Origin of the sequence: Lysinibacillus sp. NPDC056185 (assembly GCF_047737915.1) — a bacterium.
Taxonomy (GTDB): domain Bacteria; phylum Bacillota; class Bacilli; order Bacillales_A; family Planococcaceae; genus Lysinibacillus.
Window position 1 is genome coordinate 13,507 of record NZ_JBLLLQ010000038.1, and the last position, 24,524, is coordinate 38,030.

20 protein-coding genes and 1 pseudogene are annotated in these 24,524 nt (G+C 36.5%); 9 read left to right on the forward strand and 12 right to left on the reverse strand.

Features of this window, described 5'->3' with window-relative positions; genetic code table 11:
• Positions 1-231: 231 nt before the first annotated feature.
• Positions 232-1,065, reverse strand: a complete 834-nt coding sequence (locus ACMZ42_RS23640; RefSeq protein ID WP_415732992.1) for a TetR/AcrR family transcriptional regulator — start codon at positions 1,063-1,065, stop codon at positions 232-234.
• 99 nt (positions 1,066-1,164) lie between these two features.
• Here ACMZ42_RS23640 and ACMZ42_RS23645 point away from each other — a divergent pair, with 99 nt between their 5' ends.
• Both ACMZ42_RS23645 and ACMZ42_RS23650 read left to right on the forward strand, forming a co-directional pair.
• The gene (locus tag ACMZ42_RS23645; protein ID WP_370076995.1) at positions 1,165-4,254 is read left to right on the forward strand and encodes an efflux RND transporter permease subunit; all 3,090 of its coding nucleotides are present in this window, start codon (positions 1,165-1,167) and stop codon (positions 4,252-4,254) included.
• Positions 4,255-4,752: 498 nt separating this feature from the next.
• A pseudogene (locus ACMZ42_RS23650) lies at positions 4,753-5,312 on the forward strand (GNAT family N-acetyltransferase).
• A gap of 29 nt (positions 5,313-5,341) precedes the next feature.
• Here ACMZ42_RS23650 and ACMZ42_RS23655 read toward each other — a convergent pair.
• The 4 genes from ACMZ42_RS23655 to ACMZ42_RS23670 all read right to left on the reverse strand — a co-directional run bounded on the left by ACMZ42_RS23655 (position 5,342) and on the right by ACMZ42_RS23670 (position 8,657).
• Positions 5,342-6,337: a S66 family peptidase gene (locus ACMZ42_RS23655; protein WP_415732993.1), complete on the reverse strand. Its 996-nt coding sequence runs from the start codon at positions 6,335-6,337 to the stop codon at positions 5,342-5,344.
• 18 nt (positions 6,338-6,355) lie between these two features.
• A complete protein-coding gene (locus tag ACMZ42_RS23660; protein WP_415732994.1) occupies positions 6,356-6,775 on the reverse strand; it encodes a GNAT family N-acetyltransferase in 420 nt (139 codons plus the stop codon).
• Positions 6,776-6,874: 99 nt separating this feature from the next.
• A complete protein-coding gene (locus tag ACMZ42_RS23665) occupies positions 6,875-7,834 on the reverse strand; it encodes a S66 family peptidase (protein WP_415732995.1) in 960 nt (319 codons plus the stop codon).
• Between the two features lie 37 nt (positions 7,835-7,871).
• On the reverse strand, positions 7,872-8,657 hold the full coding sequence (locus ACMZ42_RS23670; RefSeq protein ID WP_415732996.1) for an alpha/beta fold hydrolase: 786 nt from the start codon (positions 8,655-8,657) through the stop codon (positions 7,872-7,874).
• A 239-nt stretch (positions 8,658-8,896) separates the two neighbouring features.
• On the opposite strand from ACMZ42_RS23670, the gene ACMZ42_RS23675 reads away from it, so the two are divergent.
• Positions 8,897-9,253, forward strand: a complete 357-nt coding sequence (locus ACMZ42_RS23675) for a hypothetical protein (RefSeq protein WP_415732997.1) — start codon at positions 8,897-8,899, stop codon at positions 9,251-9,253.
• Between the two features lie 147 nt (positions 9,254-9,400).
• Here the strand turns inward: ACMZ42_RS23675 and mprF are convergent, their stop codons facing one another.
• The 3 genes from mprF to ACMZ42_RS23690 form a co-directional block, all read right to left on the reverse strand.
• Positions 9,401-11,923, reverse strand: a complete 2,523-nt coding sequence (gene mprF / locus ACMZ42_RS23680) for a bifunctional lysylphosphatidylglycerol flippase/synthetase MprF (RefSeq protein WP_415732998.1) — start codon at positions 11,921-11,923, stop codon at positions 9,401-9,403.
• Positions 11,924-12,258: 335 nt separating this feature from the next.
• Positions 12,259-12,963, reverse strand: a complete 705-nt coding sequence (locus ACMZ42_RS23685; protein ID WP_415732999.1) for a response regulator — start codon at positions 12,961-12,963, stop codon at positions 12,259-12,261.
• The gene (locus ACMZ42_RS23690; RefSeq protein ID WP_415733000.1) at positions 12,964-14,565 is read right to left on the reverse strand and encodes an ATP-binding protein; all 1,602 of its coding nucleotides are present in this window, start codon (positions 14,563-14,565) and stop codon (positions 12,964-12,966) included. It abuts the gene before it with no gap.
• Between the two features lie 439 nt (positions 14,566-15,004).
• Between ACMZ42_RS23690 and ACMZ42_RS23695 the strand changes: the two genes are divergently transcribed.
• On the forward strand, positions 15,005-16,267 hold the full coding sequence (locus ACMZ42_RS23695; protein ID WP_415733001.1) for a dicarboxylate/amino acid:cation symporter: 1,263 nt from the start codon (positions 15,005-15,007) through the stop codon (positions 16,265-16,267).
• A 231-nt stretch (positions 16,268-16,498) separates the two neighbouring features.
• On the opposite strand, the gene ACMZ42_RS23700 is transcribed toward ACMZ42_RS23695, so the two are convergent.
• The 4 genes from ACMZ42_RS23700 to ACMZ42_RS23715 all read right to left on the reverse strand — a co-directional run bounded on the left by ACMZ42_RS23700 (position 16,499) and on the right by ACMZ42_RS23715 (position 19,512).
• Entirely contained in the window at positions 16,499-16,978 is a 480-nt protein-coding gene (locus tag ACMZ42_RS23700) for a hypothetical protein (RefSeq protein ID WP_415733002.1), read from the reverse strand.
• A 5-nt stretch (positions 16,979-16,983) separates the two neighbouring features.
• Positions 16,984-17,646 (reverse strand): potassium channel family protein, encoded by a 663-nt coding sequence (locus ACMZ42_RS23705; protein ID WP_370077040.1) that lies wholly within the window; start codon positions 17,644-17,646, stop codon positions 16,984-16,986.
• Positions 17,647-18,077: 431 nt separating this feature from the next.
• Positions 18,078-18,530: a TlpA family protein disulfide reductase gene (locus tag ACMZ42_RS23710; RefSeq protein WP_053483465.1), complete on the reverse strand. Its 453-nt coding sequence runs from the start codon at positions 18,528-18,530 to the stop codon at positions 18,078-18,080.
• 439 nt (positions 18,531-18,969) lie between these two features.
• Positions 18,970-19,512: a peroxiredoxin gene (locus ACMZ42_RS23715; RefSeq protein ID WP_248718040.1), complete on the reverse strand. Its 543-nt coding sequence runs from the start codon at positions 19,510-19,512 to the stop codon at positions 18,970-18,972.
• A gap of 406 nt (positions 19,513-19,918) precedes the next feature.
• On the opposite strand from ACMZ42_RS23715, the gene ACMZ42_RS23720 reads away from it, so the two are divergent.
• Genes ACMZ42_RS23720 through ACMZ42_RS23740 form a run of 5 tightly spaced genes read left to right on the forward strand, consistent with a single transcriptional unit; the run spans position 19,919 to position 24,251 of the window.
• On the forward strand, positions 19,919-20,461 hold the full coding sequence (locus ACMZ42_RS23720) for a helix-turn-helix domain-containing protein (protein ID WP_079559677.1): 543 nt from the start codon (positions 19,919-19,921) through the stop codon (positions 20,459-20,461).
• 17 nt (positions 20,462-20,478) lie between these two features.
• Positions 20,479-21,585, forward strand: a complete 1,107-nt coding sequence (locus tag ACMZ42_RS23725) for an ABC transporter ATP-binding protein (RefSeq protein WP_415733003.1) — start codon at positions 20,479-20,481, stop codon at positions 21,583-21,585.
• Complete coding sequence (locus tag ACMZ42_RS23730) at positions 21,575-22,387, forward strand: ABC transporter permease (RefSeq protein ID WP_370076965.1); 813 nt, start codon at positions 21,575-21,577, stop codon at positions 22,385-22,387. Before ACMZ42_RS23725 ends, ACMZ42_RS23730 begins: the two co-directional genes overlap by 11 nt.
• Complete coding sequence (locus ACMZ42_RS23735; RefSeq protein ID WP_370076963.1) at positions 22,384-23,181, forward strand: ABC transporter permease; 798 nt, start codon at positions 22,384-22,386, stop codon at positions 23,179-23,181. Before ACMZ42_RS23730 ends, ACMZ42_RS23735 begins: the two co-directional genes overlap by 4 nt.
• Entirely contained in the window at positions 23,178-24,251 is a 1,074-nt protein-coding gene (locus ACMZ42_RS23740; protein WP_415733004.1) for an ABC transporter substrate-binding protein, read from the forward strand. Before ACMZ42_RS23735 ends, ACMZ42_RS23740 begins: the two co-directional genes overlap by 4 nt.
• The last annotated feature ends 273 nt before the right edge of the window (positions 24,252-24,524 follow it).

The following is a 24,524-nucleotide window of genomic DNA, read 5'->3' on the forward strand; positions in this document are numbered from 1 at the left end:
CTCGAATGGAGTTTTGTCCCTATTGTAGTACTATCAGAAACTCGCAATCACTTCTAGTCACCGAGACTAATACTTAATTACCGCTAACACTTCAAGTTTTCGTATAACATTCAATAATCTTAACCAATTTCGCAGTGTCATAACTTTAACTGTCGCTACAGAAAACACTGTGCCAAATGAAGATAAAATAGGATCGCTCACCCGTTAGAATGTGCAATCCTATCCTTATGTCTACATATTAAAGTATTTAGCTATTACATAAGCAACCCAACGATAATCTGGCTGCAAGCGTATGTTTTCAATTAAACCTTTTACAATCGGTTTACTATAGGTTGGATTTTCGACTTGGTCTTTTAATAATTCTAGAGACTCTCGTTCTATAGTGTCTTCTAAGCCATCTAGATGTTGTTCGATTAATTCTAGCAAAAATTCCTGCGTAACTTCTTCATCACAAGGTTTTTCCGTTAATCGAACGAGTTCTTCAGTTATAAATGGTATCGTCGTATGCCGTGCAATAATTTCCGTCTTTTCAGCTAGAGATTTGGCCAATTGATCTAAATCGAGTGGTATATCGGAAAAAATAAAAAGTTCCGAATAACTTTTCATAAATCCTTTAATGCAATACATAACATCATATTTTGTCTCCTGAAGTTCATCCTGATATAACTGCTCCAGCATATAGAGAATCGACTTAGACATCTCAACATCATAGGCAATTATTTTCTGAAACAATTCTTTTTTTGTAAGAAGTACTTTCTCATTAAAAAACACACGGGCAGATGCAGCATGATTTTTAAAAGCTTGAAAAATACTTTTGTAAAATTCAACTAAAATGATATCTTTACTAAGTGAACTTCTGACTACTTGGTCAACGTCAGTGACAAACTGTTGTAGATAATACTCTACCATAGAAATTAGAAGCTCGTCTTTTGTTTTGAAGGATAAATAAAATGCACCCTTTGAAATTCCACATCGTTCTGTAATTTGCTGTACAGATGTAGCTTCGAAGCCTTGTTCTGAAAATAGCTCCAACGCTTTCTCCATAATAAGTTGCTTTTTTAACATACTTTTAATTCTCTCCTAATGTGTTTCATTGACAAATGACCGATTAGTCATTAGTATAAATAACGAAATCTAGTTAGTCAATAAAGGGTAGGTGTGAAGGTGAAAGGTTTAGTTAATTTCGTATTGAAAAACAAATTGGCAGTGTGGTTATTAACAATTATCATCACTGTCTCTGGTATTTATTCAGGTACAAAAATGAAAATGGAGTCCATACCTGACATTTCTATACCATATTTAATTGTAATGGGTGTTTATCCTGGTGCAACACCTGAACAGGTTATGAATGAGCTTTCCATGCCATTTGAAAAGTCAATAGAAAGCTTAGAAGATGTAAAGGCTGTTTACTCAAATTCCTCTTCAAACGTAGCTCAAGTTCAAGTTGAATACGACTACGGCATTGATATGGATGAGAAAAAGCGCCAATTAGAGTCCGCTTTAGAAGGTATAAAAATACCTGAAGGTGCTCAAAAACCGACAGTTATGGCAATTAGCATGAATATGATGCCTGTTGTCGCTTTATCAGTTAGTAGCTCTAAGGAAGATATTGTTGAACTAACGTCAACAGTAGAAGACATTCTACTTCCTAAAATCGAAAAAATTGATGGCGTTGCTTCAGCAACTATCAATGGTCAGCACATTAATGAAATATCATTTAAATATGATAAAGCAAAAATGGCTGCTCTCGGCTTAACAGAGGATTCTGTCAAGCAAATGATTCAAGCAAGTGATATGTCACTATCACTTGGTTTATATCAATTTACCGTTGGCGAACAAGCCGTATCAGTAGACGGTAAAGTACAATCTATCGATCAGTTAAAAGAATTATTGATCCCAGTCACACCTTCAGCTACAAATCCTTCACCATTCGTTCGCTTAGGCGATATTGCAACGATTGAAGTCGAAGGTAAAGTACAATCTGTATCACGTACAAATGGCAAAGATGCGATTGCGATTCAAATCGTTAAAGCTCAAGATGCAAATACGGTAAAAGTCGTAAATGCAGTGAAAGATTTAATGAAAGACGAAGAAAAATCATTAGCCGGCTTAAAAGTGGATATCTCACTTGACCAAGGTAAACCAATTGAAGATTCAGTCTTCACAATGATTGAAAAAGCAGTATTCGGTGGTGCCATTGCCGTATTAATTATTTTACTATTTTTACGTGATTTCAAATCAACAATTATTTCGATTATTTCTATCCCAGTTTCAGTATTCATGGCATTACTACTATTAAACTGGATGGATATCACATTAAACATTATGACTCTCGGTGCCATTACCGTGGCGATAGGTCGTGTTATCGATGACTCCATTGTAGTTGTTGAAAATATTTATCGACGTATCCATTTAAAAGGAGAAAAACTAACAGGTCGTGCTCTTATTCGTGAAGCGACAATTGAAATGTTCAAACCAATCCTTTCTTCTACATTAGTAACTGTGGCCGTATTCGCCCCACTAATGTTTGTAGGCGGTATGGTTGGTGAATTATTCATGCCGTTTGCGTTAACAATGTCATTTGCGCTAGGTGCTTCATTACTAGTGGCGATTACAATAGTTCCAGCTTTATCTCACTTCCTATTCCGCAAAAAAATATACGGTGAGAAAAAAGAAAGTCAACATAAAGAAGTTGGAAAGCTAGCTCTTTGGTATAAAGGTGTACTAAAAAAAGCATTAAACCATAAAATCATTACATCAGTTATAGCGATTGTATTGCTTGTTGGTTCTCTTGCTTTAACACCACTTATCGGCTTCAGCTTCATGGGCTCTCAAGAAGATAAGGTTATGTACTTAACGTATACTCCTGGTACAGGCGAGCTAATGAAAGATACAGAAGCAAATGTTGCAAAAGTAGAAAAAGAATTAATGAAACGTAAAGACGTTAATATTTTACAAGTTTCGATCAATGACCCTAAACATGTTGATCCTTCAGCAATGATGATGGGTGGCGGTGCTGGTGGTGCCTTAATGTACCTCATCTTCGATCCAGATATGAAGGACTTCCCTGAAGCACGTCAAGAAGTAGAAGACTATGTAACGAACATCGATCAATCAGGAGAATGGAAATCTCAAAACTTCTCATCAATGTCGGGGTCTTCAAATGAAGTAAGTTACACATTATACAGTGAAGATCTAGATAAGCTTCGCAAAGCAGTGAAACAAGTGGAAGGCGCATTAAAAGAAGTTGATGGTTTAGAAGAAATTAAGTCTGATACTGAAGATCCATTTGTTGAAAATACCTTAAAAGTAGATCAAAAGAATGTTCTACAATATGGTTTAACTACTGCTCAAATTGTAATGGCTTTAAATCAAAATACATCATCAGAAGTTCTAACTAAAGTTCAGTATGATGGTGAAGATATTGATGTTATTGTACAACATGAAGAAAAAGCTGCGGCCAAATCTCTTGATGATGTATTAGCTACTAAAATCCAAACAGCTTTAGGCACAACAATGACAATCGGTGAGTTAGTAAAAGTAGAAGAAGGCACTACATTAAACACATTGTCTCGCTCAAAAGGTGAATATTTCGCAAAAGTTTCTGGTACGATTATCGGTGACGATATTTCAAAAGCAACTACAGCTGCTGATAAGAATATCGATAAATTAGATTTACCTAAAGGTGTAACGACTGGCGTTGGAGGCGTTGCTGCAGACATGCAAGAAACGTTCACACAGCTTGGAATTGCTATGTTAGCTGCGATCGCGATTGTTTACTTCATCCTAGTAGTAACATTCGGTGAAGGTTTAGCACCATTTGCTATTCTGTTCTCACTACCATTCGCAGTAATTGGTGCATTTGTCGGCTTGTACGTTACAAATCAAACCATTTCTGTTTCTGTTATGATGGGACTATTAATGTTAATAGGTATCGTTGTAACAAATGCCATCGTATTAGTAGATCGCATTATTCATATGGAACGTGACGGACTTGCTATGCGCGAGGCCATTTTAGAGGCAGGTGCAACTCGTTTACGTCCAATCCTAATGACAGCCATCGCAACAATTGGTGCGATGATTCCAATGGCACTTGGTAATGGTGGCAGTGGTCTAATTTCAAAAGACCTAGCGATTACCGTAATTGGTGGTTTACTATCTTCAACATTATTAACATTAGTAGTTGTACCAATCGTGTATGAAATGCTATCTAAAATGTTAAAGAAAAACCGAAAAGACGTTAAAGATAATTAATAAATACTTGTAAAAAAGGGCTCTCCATTGTAGGAGGCCCTTTTTTCTATGTTTTGAAGAAATACTATTGTCTATGACTCATTAGCATAAAGTGAGGTTGATTTCCGTTACGGTTGATCGGTTTCCTGAGGGCGTCGTGGCAACAGATGTTTTTTGCGCGAAAGCGTAGCGGCAGCGGCAGGTGTTTTTTCCGCGAAAGCGTAGCGTTAGCGGCAGGTGTTTTTTCCGCGAAAGCGTAGCGTTGACGTAGCGTCAGCAATATGGCGGGTATTTGCTTTCCTTCCACGGGTATTTGTTCTCCTTCCGCAGGTATTTGCCCTCCTTCCGCGGGTATTCTCTACCTTCGCGCAAATCATCATATTATAAGTAAAGCTGTTGCATTAGATTACAGACTACTAAACGAGTTCATCGCCTTTCAATCTCAAATAAACAGCCTAACGAAAATTTACAAATCTTGTTATAATTAAATACACTCAAACGCTTTTAAGGGGGAGTTTTATGAGCGACAACATTTTTAAACAAGCAGTACCTGTTTTAAAGACAGAAAGATTAACATTAAGACCAATTACACTGAATGATGTAGAAGCCATGTTTCTTTATGCTTCCAGTGAACATGCAGCTCGTTATGTGACATGGGACGCACATAAAAGTTTAGATGAAACGAAGGATTTTATTGCATTGATTTTATCTGGTTACCAACAAGGTCAACACTTTTTTGGGGGTATCGAATATGAGCAAAAATTGATTGGCACCATTGACTTCGTGTCGATTAACACGACACATAAATTTGCGGAGGTTGGTTATGTTCTTTCTGAAGCTTATTGGAATAAAGGGATAACGACTGAAGCGGCAAAAAAACTAATCGACTTTGGCTTTAACGAGTTAGGATTAGTGCGAATTCAAGCGCGATGCTTTGAAGAAAATATTGGATCTCAAAAAGTAATGGAGAAATCAGGGATGCATTTTGAGGGAGTTTACGAAAATGTATGTTTGTTAAGGGCATTCATCAAAATGTTAAAATGTATGCTATTACAGATGATGACTATGTTAAATCTTAAATGGACTAAGCCCTGCAAAAAAGCAGGGCTTACAACCATTTCTCAATACAATAGACTTTTTTGGCCGTTGCATCTAATCTCACTTGTTTTCCTATAGCAATTGGATGCATCGGATGCGTATGACATATATCAAATTCTGCCAATATCGGGATATCAATGCCGTCTAACTGTTCAAGCAGGATTTCATATGGTTTACGCCCAGTCCCTAAATCATCATAACGTTCATGCTTGCCTAAAATAATGCCACTTATTTTTTCAAATACACCATGCAATTTCAGCATTGCAAAATTCTTCTCAACGATAGCCGTATTTTTAGCGCAATCTTCTATTAATAAGATATCTCCATCATTAATTTTCGGGAAATAAGAAGTACCAATAAATCCATACATAGCATTTACATTACCGCCGATTAATCTACCTTCAGCAACACCTTCTTGAACCGTCACCCATTCATTTTTATATAAATTTTTTTCCACCGTTTTTTCTAGCCAATTGACAGGTTCATCTGACCAGTATGTAGGCATTGGAATTTCATAAGGTGATACTTGTGATTTCAAGAAGTAGTTCTCGAAGAATTGATATGTATCATTGACTAATGGCTCAAATTCACCAAAGGAAGGAATTAATGCTGGTCCGTAATAAGTTGTAATTCCTGTTTTTGCGTAAAGTGCCAGTAAAATTGCTGTTGTATCAGAGTAACCAACGACGATTTTGGGATTGCTTCGAAAAGCCTCATAATCAATATATGGCAGCATACTATTTGAGTTTGTACCACCTATTGTCGACATGATAATGTGGACGTTTGGATCACGTAATAATTCATTCAATTCCTCTGCGCGCTCTTTAGGAGTACCTGAGCGATAAATATCAGCTTTACCCGTCAAACTACCTTCAATTAGATTAATATTTTTTTGTTCAAGAAAAGCTTTTGCACGCTTATATCGAGAAAGTGCATTGACGGATGCAGGGGAAGACGGTGAAAAAATACCGATATTAATACTTCTAGTGTTTCTTCTAGAATTCATATACATCCCCCCTTTTTATTACAATAATTTTGACATATGATATTCATCCATATATTCCCCATCAACATATAAGGAATGTCTTTTAGTCCCCTCAATTTCAAACCCCATTTTTTTATATAAAGCTATGGCTGCCATGTTATTCGCCATTACTGTTAGTTCCAAGCGATGCATGCTCTTTTCTTTTGCCCAATCGTCGAGGTGACTAAACAATGCAGTACCAATTTTCTGTCCCCTATATTCACTATGGATACCTACGACTATATAGGCTCGATGTGAAACACTGGATGGCATATGATTACCTTGAACTATTAAATAACCAACTACTATCTTTTCAATTTCAGCTATAAATAAAGCTGAATGGCTGTTATTGTTCATATTCTCGATAAATTTAGTAAACTGTTCAGTCTCTAACTTTCGTTCACCTGGCCTGAATAACATAAAATTAGACTCTTCCCATTTTTGATGACAGCTATTACCTGTTCAGCATCTTTACCTATTGCCTCTCTTACTAACATCTTGATCGTACTCCCTTCTTTCTTAAAATTTAGTGACCTGTATCATCAAGTCTTTCGTGTTCATTTGAATTTCACCACCGATAGGAAACGTAAAGATTGGCTGTGTATGTCCAAAATCAACATCATATAATACTGGTATTCTTTTTAAATCTGGATGCTTATCTAAAATAAAATGTAGCTGCTCCACTGTCATTTTAGAAGCTCTTTGAAATCGCCCTATCGCAATACCTTTAATATTACTAGTAGCTTGTAATAATGAGGTGAAGTCTCGAGCAAATATTTCTGGATTAACTAGTTCATCATCCTCTACAAATAAAATGCTATTTGATAAATCAGGCATATACGGTGTCCCTTGCAACAAATTTAATGTACATAAATTCCCTCCGAATAATTGCCCACTTGCTTCTCCTGCGGAATATACTTTCCAACTAGCCGCTTCAAAATGACGATTATGTTGATCTAAATACCATGCATCATCACTCCAAACGCTTGATGCTTTAATAGTATATGGTGTATTACTCATCAAACATTTTTGAAAATATGATAGCTGATAGTCTTGTGCCTGTTCCATACGGAAGCTAGAAAAATGAGGACCCGAATACGTAACAAATCCACATTTTTTTGTAATAGCTGTTGCTAAAGCTGTGATATCGCTGAATCCACAAAATATTTTTGGATTATTTGCTATCATGTCGTAATCCAAATAAGGTAATACCTCATTACAGTTATAACCACCAAGGACTGTTAATACAGCCTTTACATTCTCATCGCGAAAGGCATCATGAATGTCAGCAACTCGATGCTCAATAGAAGTTGAATTTTGAAGATCACATTCAAAAATATGTTGACCAAAGGATACTTTAAAGCCTAACTCTTCAAGTTTTTTCTTTGTTTGTTCAGCGCCTTCTGCTGTAATTGCACTACGACTAGGTGCGATAACACGTACCTCATCACCTACAGTTAATTTATTTGGAATACGCAAACTGCTCCCTCCTCTACTTTGTAGAAGTTAAAAAAATTTAATGCAAGATTGCCTTTCTAATCCGTGCAGCTATCTCATTTGGATTGGTGAGAGGCAAAAAATGATAGCTTTTGGGAATAATCTCAACTTGTGCATTCGGTTGTCTTTTTTGAAATCTATTTAACTTCTTATGTAACAAACTATCCGAATGTTCATCTGCCAACAGTAATAACACCGACAAAGAAATTTCATTTTCTATACAGTAATTATTTTTTTCTACTGCTTTTGACAAATCATTTAAGGCATTTGCATCACTGTGATGGTAATAGACATTGTTTTTTTCAACAAAGTTATGAAGGAAATAATTATACAAATATTCTTTATTTTCTGCAGACAAGTTCCCCATGTTCCGTATTTCTTCATTTATAGCCTCTTGTAAATCTTCTAATCGTTCAATGATAGGTAATTGTATTTCTGCTTTATCATCAGGATGATATTCGCCTATAAAATAATATCCACCGTCTAACAATGTTAATGATTTAACCGAATCAGGATAGTTTGTATAAAAATTTTGAATGATCCATGCACCTATTGAATTTCCAAGAAAATGAGCTTTAGTAATTTTTAGATACTCCATAATTTCTTTTATCGTATTGTTATACGACTGAAATGAAAAATCATTATCTAGTTGACCATTATGCCCTGGTAAATCGATTGCTACAATATGGGCTTCTGGTAAGATGCTCGCTAATGCTGCGTACATTTCTTTACGTTCACCAAGCGCAGGTATCGCAATTATTACCTCTTTATTCTGAAATGCATTGTATTGTATATAATTTTTCACGATACTATACCTCCCCCTAATTCACTTACAGTTTGAGCTCCTCGTAAAGGTTCTATATACAAAAATTTGGTCTGATCACCACTTACCTCAAAACTAAAATTTTCTCTATTATTACAAAGCTCCAATGGAAAATCAAATGCAAAATTACATTTTTTTCATATATTTTGTTTCATCGTGTAATGAAGCCCAGTAAATACTATTTGGAATACCGCATACCACATTCATAATGTTTCTAGGCGATGTTCGATGTTTTATCAGCGATTCCGGCTCTCTTATCAGCGGTGTTCGATGCTTTATCCGCGATTCCGGCTTTCTTATCAGCGATGTTCAATGTTTTATCAGCGGTTCCGGCTCTTTTATCAGCGATGTTCGATGTTTTATCAGCGATTCCGGCTCTCTTATCAGCGATGTTCGATGCTTTATCAGCGATTCCGGCTCTTTTATCAGCGATGTTCGATGCTTTATCCGCGATTCCGGCTTTTTTTCAGCGATGTTCGATGTTTTATCAGCGATTCCGGCTCTTTTATCAGCGATGTTCGATGCTTTATCAGCGATTCCGGCTCTTTTATCAGCGATGTCCGCTGTTCTTCCAATGATAAAAAATCAATCAAAAAAGATGCATCGCAAAGTAATTTTGCAATGCATCTTTTTTTTATTGGCTGTGCGACCAATGCATTTAATTATGCTGGCAGCACAGACTCCATCCATTATGCCTCGGCATAATTGCGTCCGAATTCGGCTATCTATTTTCTCTTTTTGCCAATCAATAGCGTGACTTGTGCCATTGTAAATGGCAATGAGGATTTCTTTCGATAGGCTATATACTTTGGCTCCCAAAAATCTGCATATTTTAATTTAAAGTTTCTTAATCCTTTAAAATGATAGAAGTGCTGCCCATGTAAAAATATTTGTGCTGCAATTTTTTCACTTAAAAAGGAATACCTAGACTGCCCGACATTTGACAATGGCGACATCCCCATATTAAAAACACGGTAGCCTTCTGATTTTGCCCATTCAAAAAGTGATAGGAATATGAAATCCATCGTTCCAGATGGTGCTCCCGGCTTAAAACGCATGAGATCTACTGAGAGTCTTTCGCCATTATCGTACATGGGCATGAGACTAGCAAAGCCAATAACTCCTTCTGTACCACGTAAAACGGCAATGTTTGAAGTGTTTAAATAGTGTTCATTAAAAAAGCCAAGAGAAAAGCCTTTTTCTGACCTTCCCTGCAACCATTTCGTTGATACTTCTTGCAATTCATTCATTAATTCCTGTGAGTAAGGAGGGCTTACTATTTCAACTGTAAAATTTTCTCGTTCAAATTTATTTTTTACCGCTCTACGTCCCTTCATTCCCTTACCAGCAAGTGTAAACTTCTCCAAATCTACAAAAGCTTCTTCGCCAAGCTTAAAAAAACTATACCCATGCTCATGTAAAGAAGGGAAAATTTTATTGTTAATTTCATAAAAGACTGGTGTATAACCATGCTTATCTGCCAATTCTAAAAACTCTTGAATAGCTGATAAAAAATCAGATTCATCTCCTACTGGATCTCCCAGTACAACGATCTTATCGGCATATATTTGATAAGAAAATAAAACTGTACCTTGTTTATTCCAATGTACAAATTTGTCATGTAAAAAAATTAAATGTGAATACTCCGTCCCTTTATAGGTCATCAAATGATCTTTGATTCTCTCTTCTTGCTCACTTGATAAAAGTTTTTCCATTTTCTTAGGTGCACGGATAAAATAACCTATATAAAAAATAACAATTGCTATTAGGATACCAATTACTGCACTATAAAATAGGTCTCGGTAATCAGTAATGATGTATTCCTGCAGAGCGACTGGAATATGAATTTTGGAAGACGGTAAGTTCACATAACCAATCAATACATACATCGTTGTAATAATTGTCACTGCAGCAAGATCAATCAAAACGATGCCCCATGTCAAAACGTAACTTTCACGGTAAAATTGTTTTTTTGAGGCAATTAACAGCCCTGCGACAATCAGTAGAAAAATAGCTTCTTCATAGTCCAAGCCTTTAAAAATTGAAAATAGTGCAGAACTACTTAGCACAATGAGGCAAAGCTGATATGCCCTTTTTACTTTATATTTAATCCCTCTACATAGACCTAAGAGAATAAAGCCAGCTGCAACAGTCATTTGATGAGAGACATGCATAATCGGCGAAGATAAAAATTCCTGAGCTATTTTTAGTCGACTTAAAATCCCTGGCACTGAAGCCGATAGCAATAATACAATGCCGGAGAGAAATACCATTATCGTTAATAGCATGTGGCTAAGTTTCTGAAAAACGACATTTGGCAAGTCTTCCCATGATTGATTCCAACGTTCCCAATATTCTTTTACAAACAAAAGAGAAGAAACTAAAAACGGAAGCACAAAGTAGCCAACCCGGTACAAAATTAATAGAAAAAGCACTTTTTCATCAGCGATTCCTAAACTTTGAGTCCCCCATAAAAAAACAAGGTCAAAAGAGCCCACTCCGCCAGGGATCATACTAACAATACCCGCACAGGAAGCAATTAAAAATATGGGGATTAAATTGGAGAATTCTATTGGGATCTTCAATATAAAAGTTAATATCCAGATAACTAAAAAGACTGCAACCCATTCAGTTACGGAAGTCCCTATCAATTGAAGAGAGATCTTCGGCTTTATAGAACCTGCTTTTTTATTGCGAATGAAAAGCATAGCAATAAAAATCGGAACATATAAGCTGACAAGAATAACTGCTATCTTTAACCATCGTACTTCTTTTAGCAATGGGAAGTCCCAAAAGAATATATACATAATCCAAGCTAACAGCGAAATCCCTGTTAAATAAAAGAGTGTTACGGAGGCAATGCTTTTTAACAAGTCTTCCTTATCCTCTTTATATTTCGAATAGAAATAGTTACGCAGAAAAACACCAACTAAACCACCAAAGCCTATAAGATTGGAGAAGGTGTTCACAATAAATGAATGATTCAGCAAAAGACGATTGTTTATTTTGATTCCTAATATTTTCACTAAAATTACATCATAAAAAATCATCGGTGTAATGGCACAGAAGGTGATAAAAAGAATAAATAAGAGCTCCCATATCTGCAGTTCATTCACTTCTTTCCGAAGTAAATGAACATCTATCCCACTTATCGTTTGTAGAATTTCATAAATTGCTATTGCTAAAAGCGCTATTGGAAATAGAATTTTCAAAAATTTAAATAGCGACTCTTTTCGAACGTTGAACATGTGTATTAAACCTACTCCCCATTAGCTTTCTAAAATCAAGTATATCTTTAATTTCCATAAAAAATCCTCCGAAGAATAACATACCATTATTGTAACGGATTCTCTGCTATATGTATCGTTAAAGTAAGTTTGCCTCTCCGGATAAAGCATATTTTATTCAGCTATTGAGTCTATTTGCTGCATAATGTAATAAACAAATTTTCCTAAACCCCTTCTTCTTCCCAAAATCTAATCCATATTGGTGAGAAAGCGAATGATGCTTCGAATATCCCCTTAATTTCTATGGTTTCCCTATAAAAGATGTATTAAACAGTTCTATAAGACACTCATTCGGATTAAATATAATATCGATGGATAGGACGTCCCACACTTCCATATTGTATATCCACCTTTAATAAATTTTGTTTTTCTAAAAAATCCAAGTATCGTCGCGCCGTTACACGAGCCGTTCCAATATACGTGGACACTTCTTCTGCTGATACGGCTTCGTTACTCTCTTGAATAAAGGCAAGTACCTTGTCTAATGTTGCTCGGTTAAAACCCTTTGGTAGCTCGTTAATTATTATCGTCTCAGTGATTGGAGGAACAACTATTTGCTCAGGGATACGTTGTTGCATTAGATGATCTACATCATGCTGTGTTAGATCTTGCATACCACTTATTTTCTTTCTATAAGCTTGATAATTCTTTAAAGTCTGTTCAATTCGTTCAAACGTAAAAGGTTTCATAATATAATCATAGACACCTAGGTGTAATATTCTCTGCACAGTAGGCATATCATTCGCAGCAGTTACGGCAATAACATCAACTGGAATATGTTCTTCACGAATTTTTCCTAGCGTAATAATACCATCCTGCTCTGGCATAAAAATATCCATAAAGACAAGGTCAGGGTTTAATTGTTTAATCTTCTCTATCCCTTCTATCCCATTACCAGCATAGCCTATCAATGAAAATCCTGTGATTTGCTCAATAAATTGCCTGTTCACTTCTCGTACCATTGGATCATCTTCAATTAATAACACATTTATTACATCCATCTACTCTTCCCCTAACTCAAATAAGATTAAGAAACTTGTCCCTTTCTTAAATTCACTCACTACTTCAATATCGCCATTACCTTTTCTTACGATTTCATGTATTAAATGCAAGCCGATACCGCGATTCTCACTTGCCTTTGTAGAAAATCCATTTTCAAACATACGAACTTGCACCTCTTCAGACATCCCAATTCCATTATCAGAAACAGCAATTGCTAGCACACCGTCATGCTCATCTACAGAAATCGCTACATATTTATCATCCTTCGAAAGAACATTTAGCGCTTCAAAGGCATTTTCAATTAAATTCCCTAACAAGACGACAAAATCGTGGTGATCTAATAGTGGGGGAAAGCTTTTAAAATGACTTTTTCGATCGATTTCTACTTGTATACCTAATTCCTTGCCATAACTAACTTTACTAAGTAATAATCCTGAAATATTTTCATTATGAAAGCGTTCATTCAAAAACTTCGTTAAAGAAGCTTCATTTTCAGTAGTAGCTGTAACGTATTCAAGTGCTTGCTTTGTATGTCCCAATTGTAGAAGTCCTGCAATAGTATGAAGCTTATTTTTATGCTCATGTGTTTGTACACGCAGTGCTTGCACAAAAGCTTTAACACCTGTTACCTCTTCCGCAAGCTTTTTCACGGCTGTTAAATCTTTAAACATAGCAACTGCTCCCACTAACTCACCATTTACAATAATCGGGACACGATTACTCAAAATACTATGATGATTGATGTAGAGCTCTTGATCGTATACTGGCGTTGCCGTTTCAACAATTTCAGGCAATCGTGTGTCAGGCAAAACATCATAAATCTTTTCCCCGATACAATCCTCTATCTTTCTAGTAACTCCTAATATATCAGCTGCTTTTTCATTAAAAATTGTAATATTCATTCCTTTATCGACCGCTATAATGCCTTCATGCATAGCATTGAACGTTTCTGTTCGTTCCACATACATCTTGGCAATCTCATGAGGCTCAAGCCCAAACATTTGCTTTTTAATATGTCGGCCAAGTGTATATGCCCCCCAAATACTAAAAACAAGCGATATAAGAATAGTTATAAAAATTTCATGCTCATAATTTTTCAACATTTCTATAAAAGTTGGCAGTGAATATCCTACAACGACAATGCCTACTTGTTCTTTTTTGTCATCAATAATAGGGACAAAAGCTCGAATCATTACACCCGCTTCCCCTTGCGCCTTCGATATATAATAATGCTCACTAAAGGAAGCATTTAAATCCTGTGATTCACTATGCTTCCCTATTTCTTTACTGACTGGGTGAGATAGTTTAATACGGTCCATATTCATTACAACAATATACTCTGCTTTATTAACTACACGAATTCCATCTACAATTTTATTGACATTTTTCGCCGCTTCTTTAATATTGTCATTTTTCAAATGCATACTGATTTCTGGCACATTTGATACAGTCCGCCCTACGAGCATAGCACGCTGACCAAACTCCTTTTCTTGCTCAGTTAAGAGGTTTCCAAGTACAAAAATGCCACCAAGTAAAAAGGAGAATGCAATGATTAAAAATGTCACTAGCAGGATTTTGCCGTTTACAGGCATTTTTATCATTTAATATTCCTTCCTTTCCAAATCTCTGCATTTCTCTATTAAAGAAGTTTAATGGGACGATTTTACTCATGCTCAGAATGTAACTTCTATCAATGATATGCTTTTAAGATTATCTTCAAAAAAATCTTTTGACAACACTTTTAGTTGACATAAGTAGGAGAAAGTCATGAACTTAATGAACAATATTACAAAAAATTGACATAAAACTAAATTTTCTTTCATTAATTATTTTTGTATTATAACAATAGTAAATTATTTGCAGAGTATCATAACAGCTTGAGTTATTGAAAACACTACGTTTTATTTAAAATATGGATGAATGTACTTAATGAACGATATGTTTCTTATTTTCTAAATCTCTTTTTTCTAAAAAGATTCGCTATGATAATTCTAGTGAAAACGATATCAAAGAGAAAATTTAGAAAAGAGGTAGCATAAAGTGAAATTACTGAAAAATCTGACTGTTCAGGTTATAGTTGCGATTATTCTAGGGGTGATTGTTGGGGCTATCTTCCCTGAGTTTGGTGCAAGCCTTAAAATCCTGGCTGACTTATTCATTAAGCTAATTAAAATGTTAATCGCCCCTATTATCTTCTTAACAGTTGTAATCGGAATCGGTAGTATGGGGGATATGAAAAAAGTTGGAAAGATCGGAGGAAAGGCGTTACTGTATTTCGAAATTGTCTCTACCATTGCCTTAGCAATCGGTATTGCTGTTGCATTAATTGTTAGCCCTGGTACAGGTTTAGATACATCAGGTGCTTCCGAAGCCGATATCTCAAAATATACAACTGCTGCAGCAGAGTCTGAGCAAGGCTTAGGTGCTTTCATCTCTAGCATTATTCCTGAAAACGTTGTAGGTGCACTTGCAACAGGACAATTACTTCCTGTGTTATTCTCTGCAATATTGTTCGGCTTAGCTGCTGCTTCTATTGGAGCACCTGCAAAACCTGTCATCACATTTTTTGAACAAGTGGCAGAAATTTTCTTCAAAATCGTAAGTATGGTGATGAAAATATCTCCAATAGGTGCTTTTGGTGCAATGGCCTTTACGATTGGTAATTTTGGCTTGAAATCGTTAGGCAACTTAGGTCTATTAATGGCCGCAGTATACATTACAATGTTCTTATTCGTAGTTTTTGTTTTAGGAACGATCGCAAAATTTTTCGGCTTCAACATTTTTAAATTTATCGCTTATATAAAAGAGGAGATTTTCTTAGTAATTGGTACTTCATCATCTGAATCTGCCTTGCCATCTATGATGCGTAAATTAGAAAACTTTGGTTGCTCTAAACAAGTTGTTGGATTAGTAGTACCAACCGGTTATTCCTTCAATCTTGATGGAACGTCCATCTACCTATCAATGGCTGCATTATTTATTGCACAAGCATACGGAATGGATTTGACGTGGATTCAAATCATTACACTTCTTGGAATTTTAATGATTACATCTAAAGGAGCCGCTGGTGTAACAGGTTCTGGTTTTATCACATTAGCAGCAACACTTGCTGCTTTCCCAATGATTCCAGTTGAAGGAATTGCGCTATTAATTGGTGTTGACCGCTTCATGTCTGAGGCACGTGCCGTAACAAATTTAATTGGTAACGGTGTAGCTTGTGTAGTCGTATCGAAATCTGAAAAAGAGTTTGATGTAGAAATGCAAGAGCGTGCACTTCAAGGAAAAAATACTATTGTGTCCTAATAACAATTCACTAAAGCGCTCGTTTACATCCGACAAGCGCCGGAGAGCCCCTCGGGGCAAAAGTAAACGCTAATCCACTTTTGCCCGAGGGATCGAAGCGACCTAGAGGTTGTAGCGGTTAGCCTAGACACCTACTATGTTCTAAGTTATCTACAGGCAAAGGGTCTATATTTTCCTTAACTACAAGAAAGGGTAGTGATGACAGCTAGTTGCTGTTTTCACTACTCCTTTTTATTTAACATATTGTTCAAGCAAACGTTGCGTATTTGTTGATTGTTCAAGTGCTTTTTTCTCTTTTGCCCAATATATCAAATATTGCTGATCCCCAACATTAAAAACCATCTGCTGTAATTCTTCAGTTAGCTCAGAGCTAATCGCGACCTTTAAAATATCTACCTCATATAAAGGCTCTCCTTTAATTTCGTAGACAATATGATAAAGTGGTTTTTCTTCAAATATAGCTCGTTCTTTTTTGCTTAGTTTCTTAACATGGCTTAGCGGATAGTTTTCAATATTAGCTGTTGCATCTTGACCTGTTGCTCGAAATAAAGATTGCTCTCCTTTAAATAGCTCGATTGCATCAATTTCTGCTGTATGATCTAAAATGCGAGAAATAGCCTCTTCCTCATTTTTGTCGCGAGATTGTAATGTAAAGGCGACAATAAGAATAATTGCAGCAAATATAACTAGTTTCCATCTTCGTTTATTCATTTTCATTACCCATTCAATGCCTTTTTGACAAAGCGGTTAATATCTACATCCGCCCCAATGACAAGCATTATATCTCCCAGCAAAATTTTATCACTCGCCTGTGGAGATACGATGATATCTGGACCACGCTTAAGACCTACAATATTAATCCCGTACTTTGCACGAATATCTAGATCCATAATAGAGTAACCTGCAATCGCATCATTGGCCTTAAGCTCCATAATTGAATGTTCATCTGAAAGCTCTAAATAATCGAGCACTGTATTAGACAACATATTATTGGCAATACGTATCCCCATATCACGCTCAGGATGCACGACAAAATCTGCGCCAATTTTACGCAGAACTTTTTCATGGTAATCATTCTGAGCCTTTACAGTAATCTGCTGAACACCAATTTCTTTTAAAATAATAGTCGACAAAATACTAGCCTGAATATTTTCACCAATCGCTACGATAACATGCTCAAAATTACGAATACCTAATGAAATTAATACCGATTCATCCGTCGAATCTGCGATAACGGCCTGCGTGGCAATCGAAGCAAACTCGTCCACCCGCTCTGAGGAATGATCTATCGCCATAACTTGTGCGCCTTGACTCATTAGTTCTCGAACAATACTTCCTCCAAAACGACCCAGTCCAATGACAGCAAACTCTTTTTTCATCATTAATAATCCCTCCGAAAACTACTATACCATTATTGTAACGTATTCTCTGCTATATGTATCGTCAAAACAAGAGACTATTCGTCAATAAAAGACAATCCTTGGACAGGATCGTTCTGCCTAGTGGCTTTCTTGTTCGGTTGTCGTTAGGATTTGATCGAGTGGGAGGCGAAACTGCTCGGGTTGACCGAGGAAGTGATCAGGTTTGCCATAAAACTACTCAGGCTGCCGAGGAAGTAATCCGGCCAACCCCTTTTTCGCTCTGGTCACTTCTCCATCAGCTTGCTTTTTTTCAATCAGCTTGACTCATTGATCGCTCAAGGTACGTCACATATAGTGAGCTTCATAATAATCCCGTAGTGGACACTAACATTGTGTTTTCCATAAAAAAAGACGAGGAGTAAAATATCCCCGCCTCGTTTTCTACTATTTTATGCGTTGCGCATTTCATCTAAAACGCGATTCACACGTTTTTCTAGCATTTTCATACCGCTACCACCAGCTTGCATATGACGAAGCTGACCATCTTTATCGAAAACAAAATACGCAGGTACGTATTGATTTTCAAATGCATCTGTTAGCTTTAATTCGCTATCTACAAAGATTGGTTGCACAATGTCATGCTCTGCTGCTACCGATTTGATTGTTTCTAAATTTGTATCTTCCTCAGAACGTGGCATATGCACTGCGATAACGTTTAACTCATCTTTGTATTGATCACGGAAATTGTTCACATCCGGCATTGCCTCTTTACATAGATGGCAACTAACTGACCAGAAGTGGATTAATGTTGGCTTTTCGCCTACTAAATCCGCTTTTGTTACTTCACCATTTAACCAAGTCGTTGCGCCTACAAGTTCAGGCATTTGTTCACGAAGTTTCATAAAACATTCTCCTTTTTCCTTTTTCTAGGATCATTATCAAAACGTGTGGTTGATTCCACTCCAGCTAGGCGCTTTGTAGCTGCCGCTTTGCTTTCGCTACAGAAAACAATTGCCGCTGACGCTTTGCTGCCGCTACAGAAAACAATTGCTGCTGACGCTTCGCTTTCGCGCAGATAAAACATTTGTTGCTGTCGCTTCGCTGCAGGGTCTCGGACCAGCACGATACTGGTCACGAAGGCGTTATCACAGGACGTGATGGTTTTAGCCTTCGTTCCTCTATTGCTAATCCCCCAATGAGTCGCCTAGCCCCCACTCCAACGTTTTAACAAAAGTCATCCCCAATTTTTGGTGATGAACTTTTTTCTCTATCAAGTTTAAAAAAATCCCCACAAACTTACTGTGGGGACTCTTTATTTGTTGAATGATCTAAAACTCTAAATTATAGAGTTGCTTGACCTGGGCGCCAGTTTGCTGGGCAAAGACCACCAGTTTGTAAAGCTTGAAGTACACGTAAAGTTTCGTCTACATCACGGCCGATGTTGTTATCGAATACTGTTTGGTATTTTAATTCACCTTCTGGGTTGATGATGAATAAGCCGCGTAGTGCGATACCTTCTTCTTCAATTAATACACCATATTCTTGTGAAATTTGGTGATTTGTATCTGCTGCTAATGGGTATTTTAACTCACCAAGACCATTTTTAGTGCGGTCAGTGTTAATCCAAGCTAAGTGAGTGTGGATTGTATCAGTAGAAACACCGATTACTTCTGCATCTAAGTCTTCGAACTCATCGTAACGATCGCTCATTGCAGTGATTTCTGTTGGACATACGAAAGTGAAGTCCATTGGATAGAAGAAAAGAACTGTCCATTTGTCTTGTGCTTTAATGTCTTCTAATGATACTTTACCAAATGATTTGTCTGGAAGTACTGCTTCCATTGTAAAGTCAGGTGCTTGTTTACCTACCATGCGTTCTGCCATTATAAATCCCTCCGATTAAATATGTAGTGTATATATTCCATTCGCACCAGCGAACTCGTCTTCTACGATAACAGAGTAATCGTAGTTTTTCAAACAAGTAAACTTCACAAAAGTGCTCACATTAAATTATCTGACAAATTTCCGTCAAATCCCTAAATGGAATAACTGCTACAGCCTATTCATTAGCTATTTTTAACAATTTTATTCTTATTTAAACGAAATTTTTCTATGCGGTATTTATGTATAATTTCTAAAAATTTCATCTACTTTTTTTTCATTAAAAACGATTGCAAATTCTTTATTATTATGTATAATTGTAATGGTTTTAGTAAACTAAAAGTTTCGTTAAAGTAAACTTCGTATTTCAAAAGTTTATGATTGCTAAACTTCTTCTAGGAGGGAAAAGATGCAAATAGGAGCAAAAATCAAAGCGCTTCGTTTAAAAAAAGGTCTTACCCAAGAGGAGCTTGGAGAACGTACAGATTTAAGTAAAGGGTATATTTCACAATTAGAACGTGATCTAAATTCACCTTCCATTGAAACACTATTTTCACTATTAGAGGTTTTAGGGTCAACACCTAAGGAATTTTTCGATGATGGAGCACCTGAACAAAAGGTTGTATATACAGAGGAAGATCAATCCACTTATACAGATGAAGAAAAGAAATATGAAATTCAGTGGCTGATTCCTACATCAAATGAAAAAGAAATGGAGCCCATTTTCTTAACACTTGCTGCTGATGGTGAATTTAAGCAGTTTGAACCCTCCCTTTCAGAAACATTTATTTATGTTGTCGAAGGGCGTATTCGTCTCGTTTTAGGAGATGAACAGTACATAGCGAGTGAAGGCAATGCTCTCTATTTTGAAGCGACAGATCATCATCAAATTTTTAATGCACATGCTGATGAAACAAAAATTTTACTTGTCGCAACGGATTCATATTTATAGCTTAAGGAGGCGCATCTATGACAACGAATTCGATTATCCGCTTTGAAAACGTTTCAAAGTCCTATAATGACGGCACGGTCGTCTTAAAAAACATTAACCTGGAGCTAGAAAAGGGCAAATTCTATACACTACTAGGTCCGTCCGGTTGTGGTAAAACAACTATTTTACGTATGATCGCTGGATTCACAGAACCGACAACAGGAAATATCTATTTTCATAATAAAAAAATCAACTCAGTGCCAGCAAATGAACGCCAAGTAAATACTGTTTTTCAAGATTATGCTTTGTTTCCTCATTTAAACGTCTTTGAAAACGTCGCATTTGGGCTTCGTATAAAAAAGCTTCCTGAAAGTGAAATTAAAAACCGTGTTGTTGAAGCATTAAAATTCGTTAACTTAGCAGGCTATGGCAATCGTGAAATTTCTGAAATGTCTGGTGGCCAACGTCAACGTGTTGCAATTGCTCGTGCGATTGTGAACGATCCTGAAGTAATTTTACTCGATGAACCTCTTTCAGCTTTAGATTTAAAGCTACGTACAGAAATGCAATATGAGTTACGTGAGTTACAACAACGCCTTGGGAAAACATTTGTCTTTGTCACACACGATCAAGAAGAAGCACTTGCCATGAGTGATGAAATCTTTGTCTTAAGTGAAGGTGAAATTCAACAATCTGGTACACCGGTAGATATTTATGATGAGCCAATTAACCGCTTCGTTGCTGATTTTATTGGTGAATCAAATATTGTTCCTGGCGTGATGATTGAAGATTTCAAAGTAGAATTTGCTGGTAAAGTTTTTGAATGTGTTGACCAAGGTATGAAGCCAAACGAAAAAATCGATATTGTCATTCGCCCTGAGGATTTAGAAATGACAACAATCGATAAAGGCAAGCTTATCGTTAAAGTTGATACTCAATTGTTCCGTGGGGTGCATTATGAATTATCTACGTACGACAAAGATGGCAATGAATGGCTCGTGCATTCATTGAAAAAAGCTGAGGTAGGGACAGAAATTGGTTTAGACTTTGATCCAGAAGCAATTCATGTAATGCGCTTAAATGAAACAGAAGAAGAATTCGACAAACGTTTAGAGGCGTATGGAGACGACGAAGATGCAAACTAAGACTTCGAAATCAGCCTTATTTCCATATGTTTTATGGATTGCGTTTTTCGTTATCGCGCCGATTGCACTCGTTGTTTACTATTCCCTACTAGATATACATGGCAATTTCACGCTCGATAACTATAAAGCATTCTTTACTTCTGTCTATTTAAAAATGACATTAAGTTCATTCTGGTATGCGTTTTTAATTACGTTCTTTACGTTACTTGTTTCGTATCCAACAGCCTATTTTTTAACGAAGACGAAACATAAACAGCTTTGGCTTTTACTAATTATTATTCCTTCTTGGATTAATCTTTTATTAAAAACATATGCCTTTATCGGGATTTTCGGCTTGTACGGTCCATTAAATGCATTTATCGAAGTATTTGGTTTTGATCCGAAGCAAATGCTATTCACTGACATTAGCTTTGTGTTCGTATCCGTTTATATTTTTATTCCATTTATGATTTTACCGATTTTCAACTCATTGGATCGTTTAAATCCGGCTCTTGTTTATGCCGCACGTGATTTGGGGGCATCTGCCTTTACTACATTCCGTCGCGTTATATTGCCTTTAACAATGGACGGTGTTAAATCAGGTATTCAAGTTGTATTTATTCCTGCATTATCACTCTTCATGATCACTCGTTTAATTGCAGGAAATCGTGTTATTACACTGGGTACAGCTATTGAACAACAATTCCTTGTAACCCAAAACTGGGGAATGGGTTCAACAATTGCTGTTTTCTTAATTTTATTCATGGTCATCGTTATGTTAATTACAGGACAGAAAAAGGATAAAGGAGGTCGCGTACGATGAAAAAACTATCTGCTACAGCAAGAGTGTATTTAGCGATTGTTTTTATCGTTTTGTATGCACCTATCTTCTATTTAATCTTCTATTCGTTCAATAGTGGCGGATCAATGAATAATTTTGAGTCCTTTACGTTAGAACATTATAAAGCCGTATTTGAGGATTCACGTCTACTCGTAATTCTAATTAATACAGTGATCGTGGCATTACTCTCTGCATTGATTTCTACAATCATTGGGACACTAGGAGCAATTGGCATTGTCACTGTTAAAGATGCAAAAATGCGCAATACACTACTTTCTTTAAACAATGTGTTAATTGTGAGCCCGGATGTCATTATTGGTGCAAGCTTCTTAATTTTATTCACAATGATTGGTATTAAATTAGGATTTACTTCTGTGTTAATAGCACATGTAGCGTTCAGTGTCCCAATTGTTGTACTAATGGTTTTACCGAAACTATTAGAAATGAATAAATCATTAATCGATGCTGCATTAGATTTAGGAGCAACGAAAAAAGATGTCATGATGCGTGTTATTTTACCGTATATTCAACCTGGTATTTTTGCAGGGTTCTTCCTTGCCTTAACATATTCTCTAGATGATTTTGCGGTAACGTTTTTCGTGACAGGTAACGGCTTTAGTACTTTATCTGTTGAAATTTACTCAATGGCACGTGCCGGTATTTCCTTAACGGTTAACGCTATTTCTGGTTTAGTATTCTTTGTAACGGTTATCGTCGTAGTTGGCTATTACTTCATTACAAGCCGCGCTAGTAAAAGAACGGGGGGAACTCAATGAAGCAATTAATTCAAGCAACAGTCGCAATCCTTGTCGTTTCCTCCCTTTTGTTCTATGCTGCTGACGCCCTAAGTGCCGGTGGTGGTAAAAGTGGTAAAGATACGTTAACGATCTTTAACTGGGGAGAATATATAGACCCGGATTTGCTGAAGCAATTTGAAAAAGAAACAGGCATTCACGTCATTTATGAAACGTTCGATTCAAATGAAGCAATGATGACAAAAATTCAACAAGGTGGTACAGCTTACGATATCGCAGTACCTTCCGAATATATGATTGAAAAAATGAAGGAAGAAAACTTACTTATTCCTTTAGATAAAACGAAAATCCCTAATTTTAAAAATATTGATCCTTATTTTTTAGATTTACCATTTGATGACGACAATAAATATTCTGTTCCATATTTCTGGGGGACAGTCGGCATTGTCTATAATCCAAAGCTCGTTGGAAATCTTGACTTCTCATCTTGGGAGGACTTATGGGATCCTTCATTAAAGCGTAAAGTCTTTTTAGTAGACGGTGCACGTGAGGTGATTGGTATGGGCTTAAACAGTCTTGGCTACTCTCTCAACTCTTTAGATGACCAGGAACTACGTAAAGCTACTGATAAACTAATCACATTGGCGCCAAATGTTAAAGCCATTATCGGGGATGAAATTACACCGCTGATGGTTAATAATGAAGCTACTGTGGCACTCACTTGGTCTGGTCAAGCAGCAGATATGTTATCAGAAAATGAAGATTTAGACTTCGCTGTACCAGAAGAAGGCTCAAACTTATGGTTTGACAATATGGTTATCCCAAAAACGTCAAAAAATATTGATGGTGCACATGCTTTCATTAACTTTATGCTGAAAGCTGAATCGGGTGCTAAAAACGCCGATTATGTTGGCTATTCTACCCCTAATATTGCAGCGATGAAGTTAATGGATAAAGAAGTTGTATCTGATAAACGCTTCTATCCTTCTGAAGAACAACGTAAAACATTAGAAGTTTATAAAAACCTTGGTCCTGATTACTTAGGCAAATACAATGAGCTGTTCTTGGAATTTAAAATGAGTATTCGATAACCTATTTTAACCCATTTAAAGCTGTTCTCACGTTAGTAACGTTGAGAACAGCTTTTTCGTTTAGCTGAAGGTAAACTATTTTTAAAAATGGATAAACAAGCAAAATATCAATAAAAGATTCCTTTTATCGACTCATCTCTAATAGATAGGACTGATAATTGTTAAAACTATATCATGTTATAAGTTGATTGGAGTGGAGGCTGGGCGACTCCTTGGGGATCAGCAATAGAGGAACGAAGGCTAAAACCATCACGTCCTGTGATAACGCCTTCG

Coding starts and splice junctions, on each gene's coding strand:
- ACMZ42_RS23640 (WP_415732992.1), bottom strand. CDS start 1,065: ATGTTAAAAAAGCAACTTATTATGGAGAAAGCGTTGGAGCTATTTTCA.
- ACMZ42_RS23655 (WP_415732993.1), bottom strand. CDS start 6,337: ATGAATTCTAGAAGAAACACTAGAAGTATTAATATCGGTATTTTTTCA.
- ACMZ42_RS23660 (WP_415732994.1), bottom strand. CDS start 6,775: ATGTTATTCAGGCCAGGTGAACGAAAGTTAGAGACTGAACAGTTTACT.
- ACMZ42_RS23675 (WP_415732997.1), top strand. CDS start 8,897: ATGTTCGATGTTTTATCAGCGATTCCGGCTCTCTTATCAGCGGTGTTC.
- mprF (WP_415732998.1), bottom strand. CDS start 11,923: ATGTTCAACGTTCGAAAAGAGTCGCTATTTAAATTTTTGAAAATTCTA.
- ACMZ42_RS23685 (WP_415732999.1), bottom strand. CDS start 12,963: ATGGATGTAATAAATGTGTTATTAATTGAAGATGATCCAATGGTACGA.
- ACMZ42_RS23690 (WP_415733000.1), bottom strand. CDS start 14,565: ATGATAAAAATGCCTGTAAACGGCAAAATCCTGCTAGTGACATTTTTA.
- ACMZ42_RS23700 (WP_415733002.1), bottom strand. CDS start 16,978: ATGAATAAACGAAGATGGAAACTAGTTATATTTGCTGCAATTATTCTT.
- ACMZ42_RS23705 (WP_370077040.1), bottom strand. CDS start 17,646: ATGAAAAAAGAGTTTGCTGTCATTGGACTGGGTCGTTTTGGAGGAAGT.
- ACMZ42_RS23710 (WP_053483465.1), bottom strand. CDS start 18,530: ATGAAACTTCGTGAACAAATGCCTGAACTTGTAGGCGCAACGACTTGG.
- ACMZ42_RS23715 (WP_248718040.1), bottom strand. CDS start 19,512: ATGGCAGAACGCATGGTAGGTAAACAAGCACCTGACTTTACAATGGAA.
- ACMZ42_RS23720 (WP_079559677.1), top strand. CDS start 19,919: ATGCAAATAGGAGCAAAAATCAAAGCGCTTCGTTTAAAAAAAGGTCTT.
- ACMZ42_RS23725 (WP_415733003.1), top strand. CDS start 20,479: ATGACAACGAATTCGATTATCCGCTTTGAAAACGTTTCAAAGTCCTAT.
- ACMZ42_RS23730 (WP_370076965.1), top strand. CDS start 21,575: ATGCAAACTAAGACTTCGAAATCAGCCTTATTTCCATATGTTTTATGG.
- ACMZ42_RS23735 (WP_370076963.1), top strand. CDS start 22,384: ATGAAAAAACTATCTGCTACAGCAAGAGTGTATTTAGCGATTGTTTTT.
- ACMZ42_RS23740 (WP_415733004.1), top strand. CDS start 23,178: ATGAAGCAATTAATTCAAGCAACAGTCGCAATCCTTGTCGTTTCCTCC.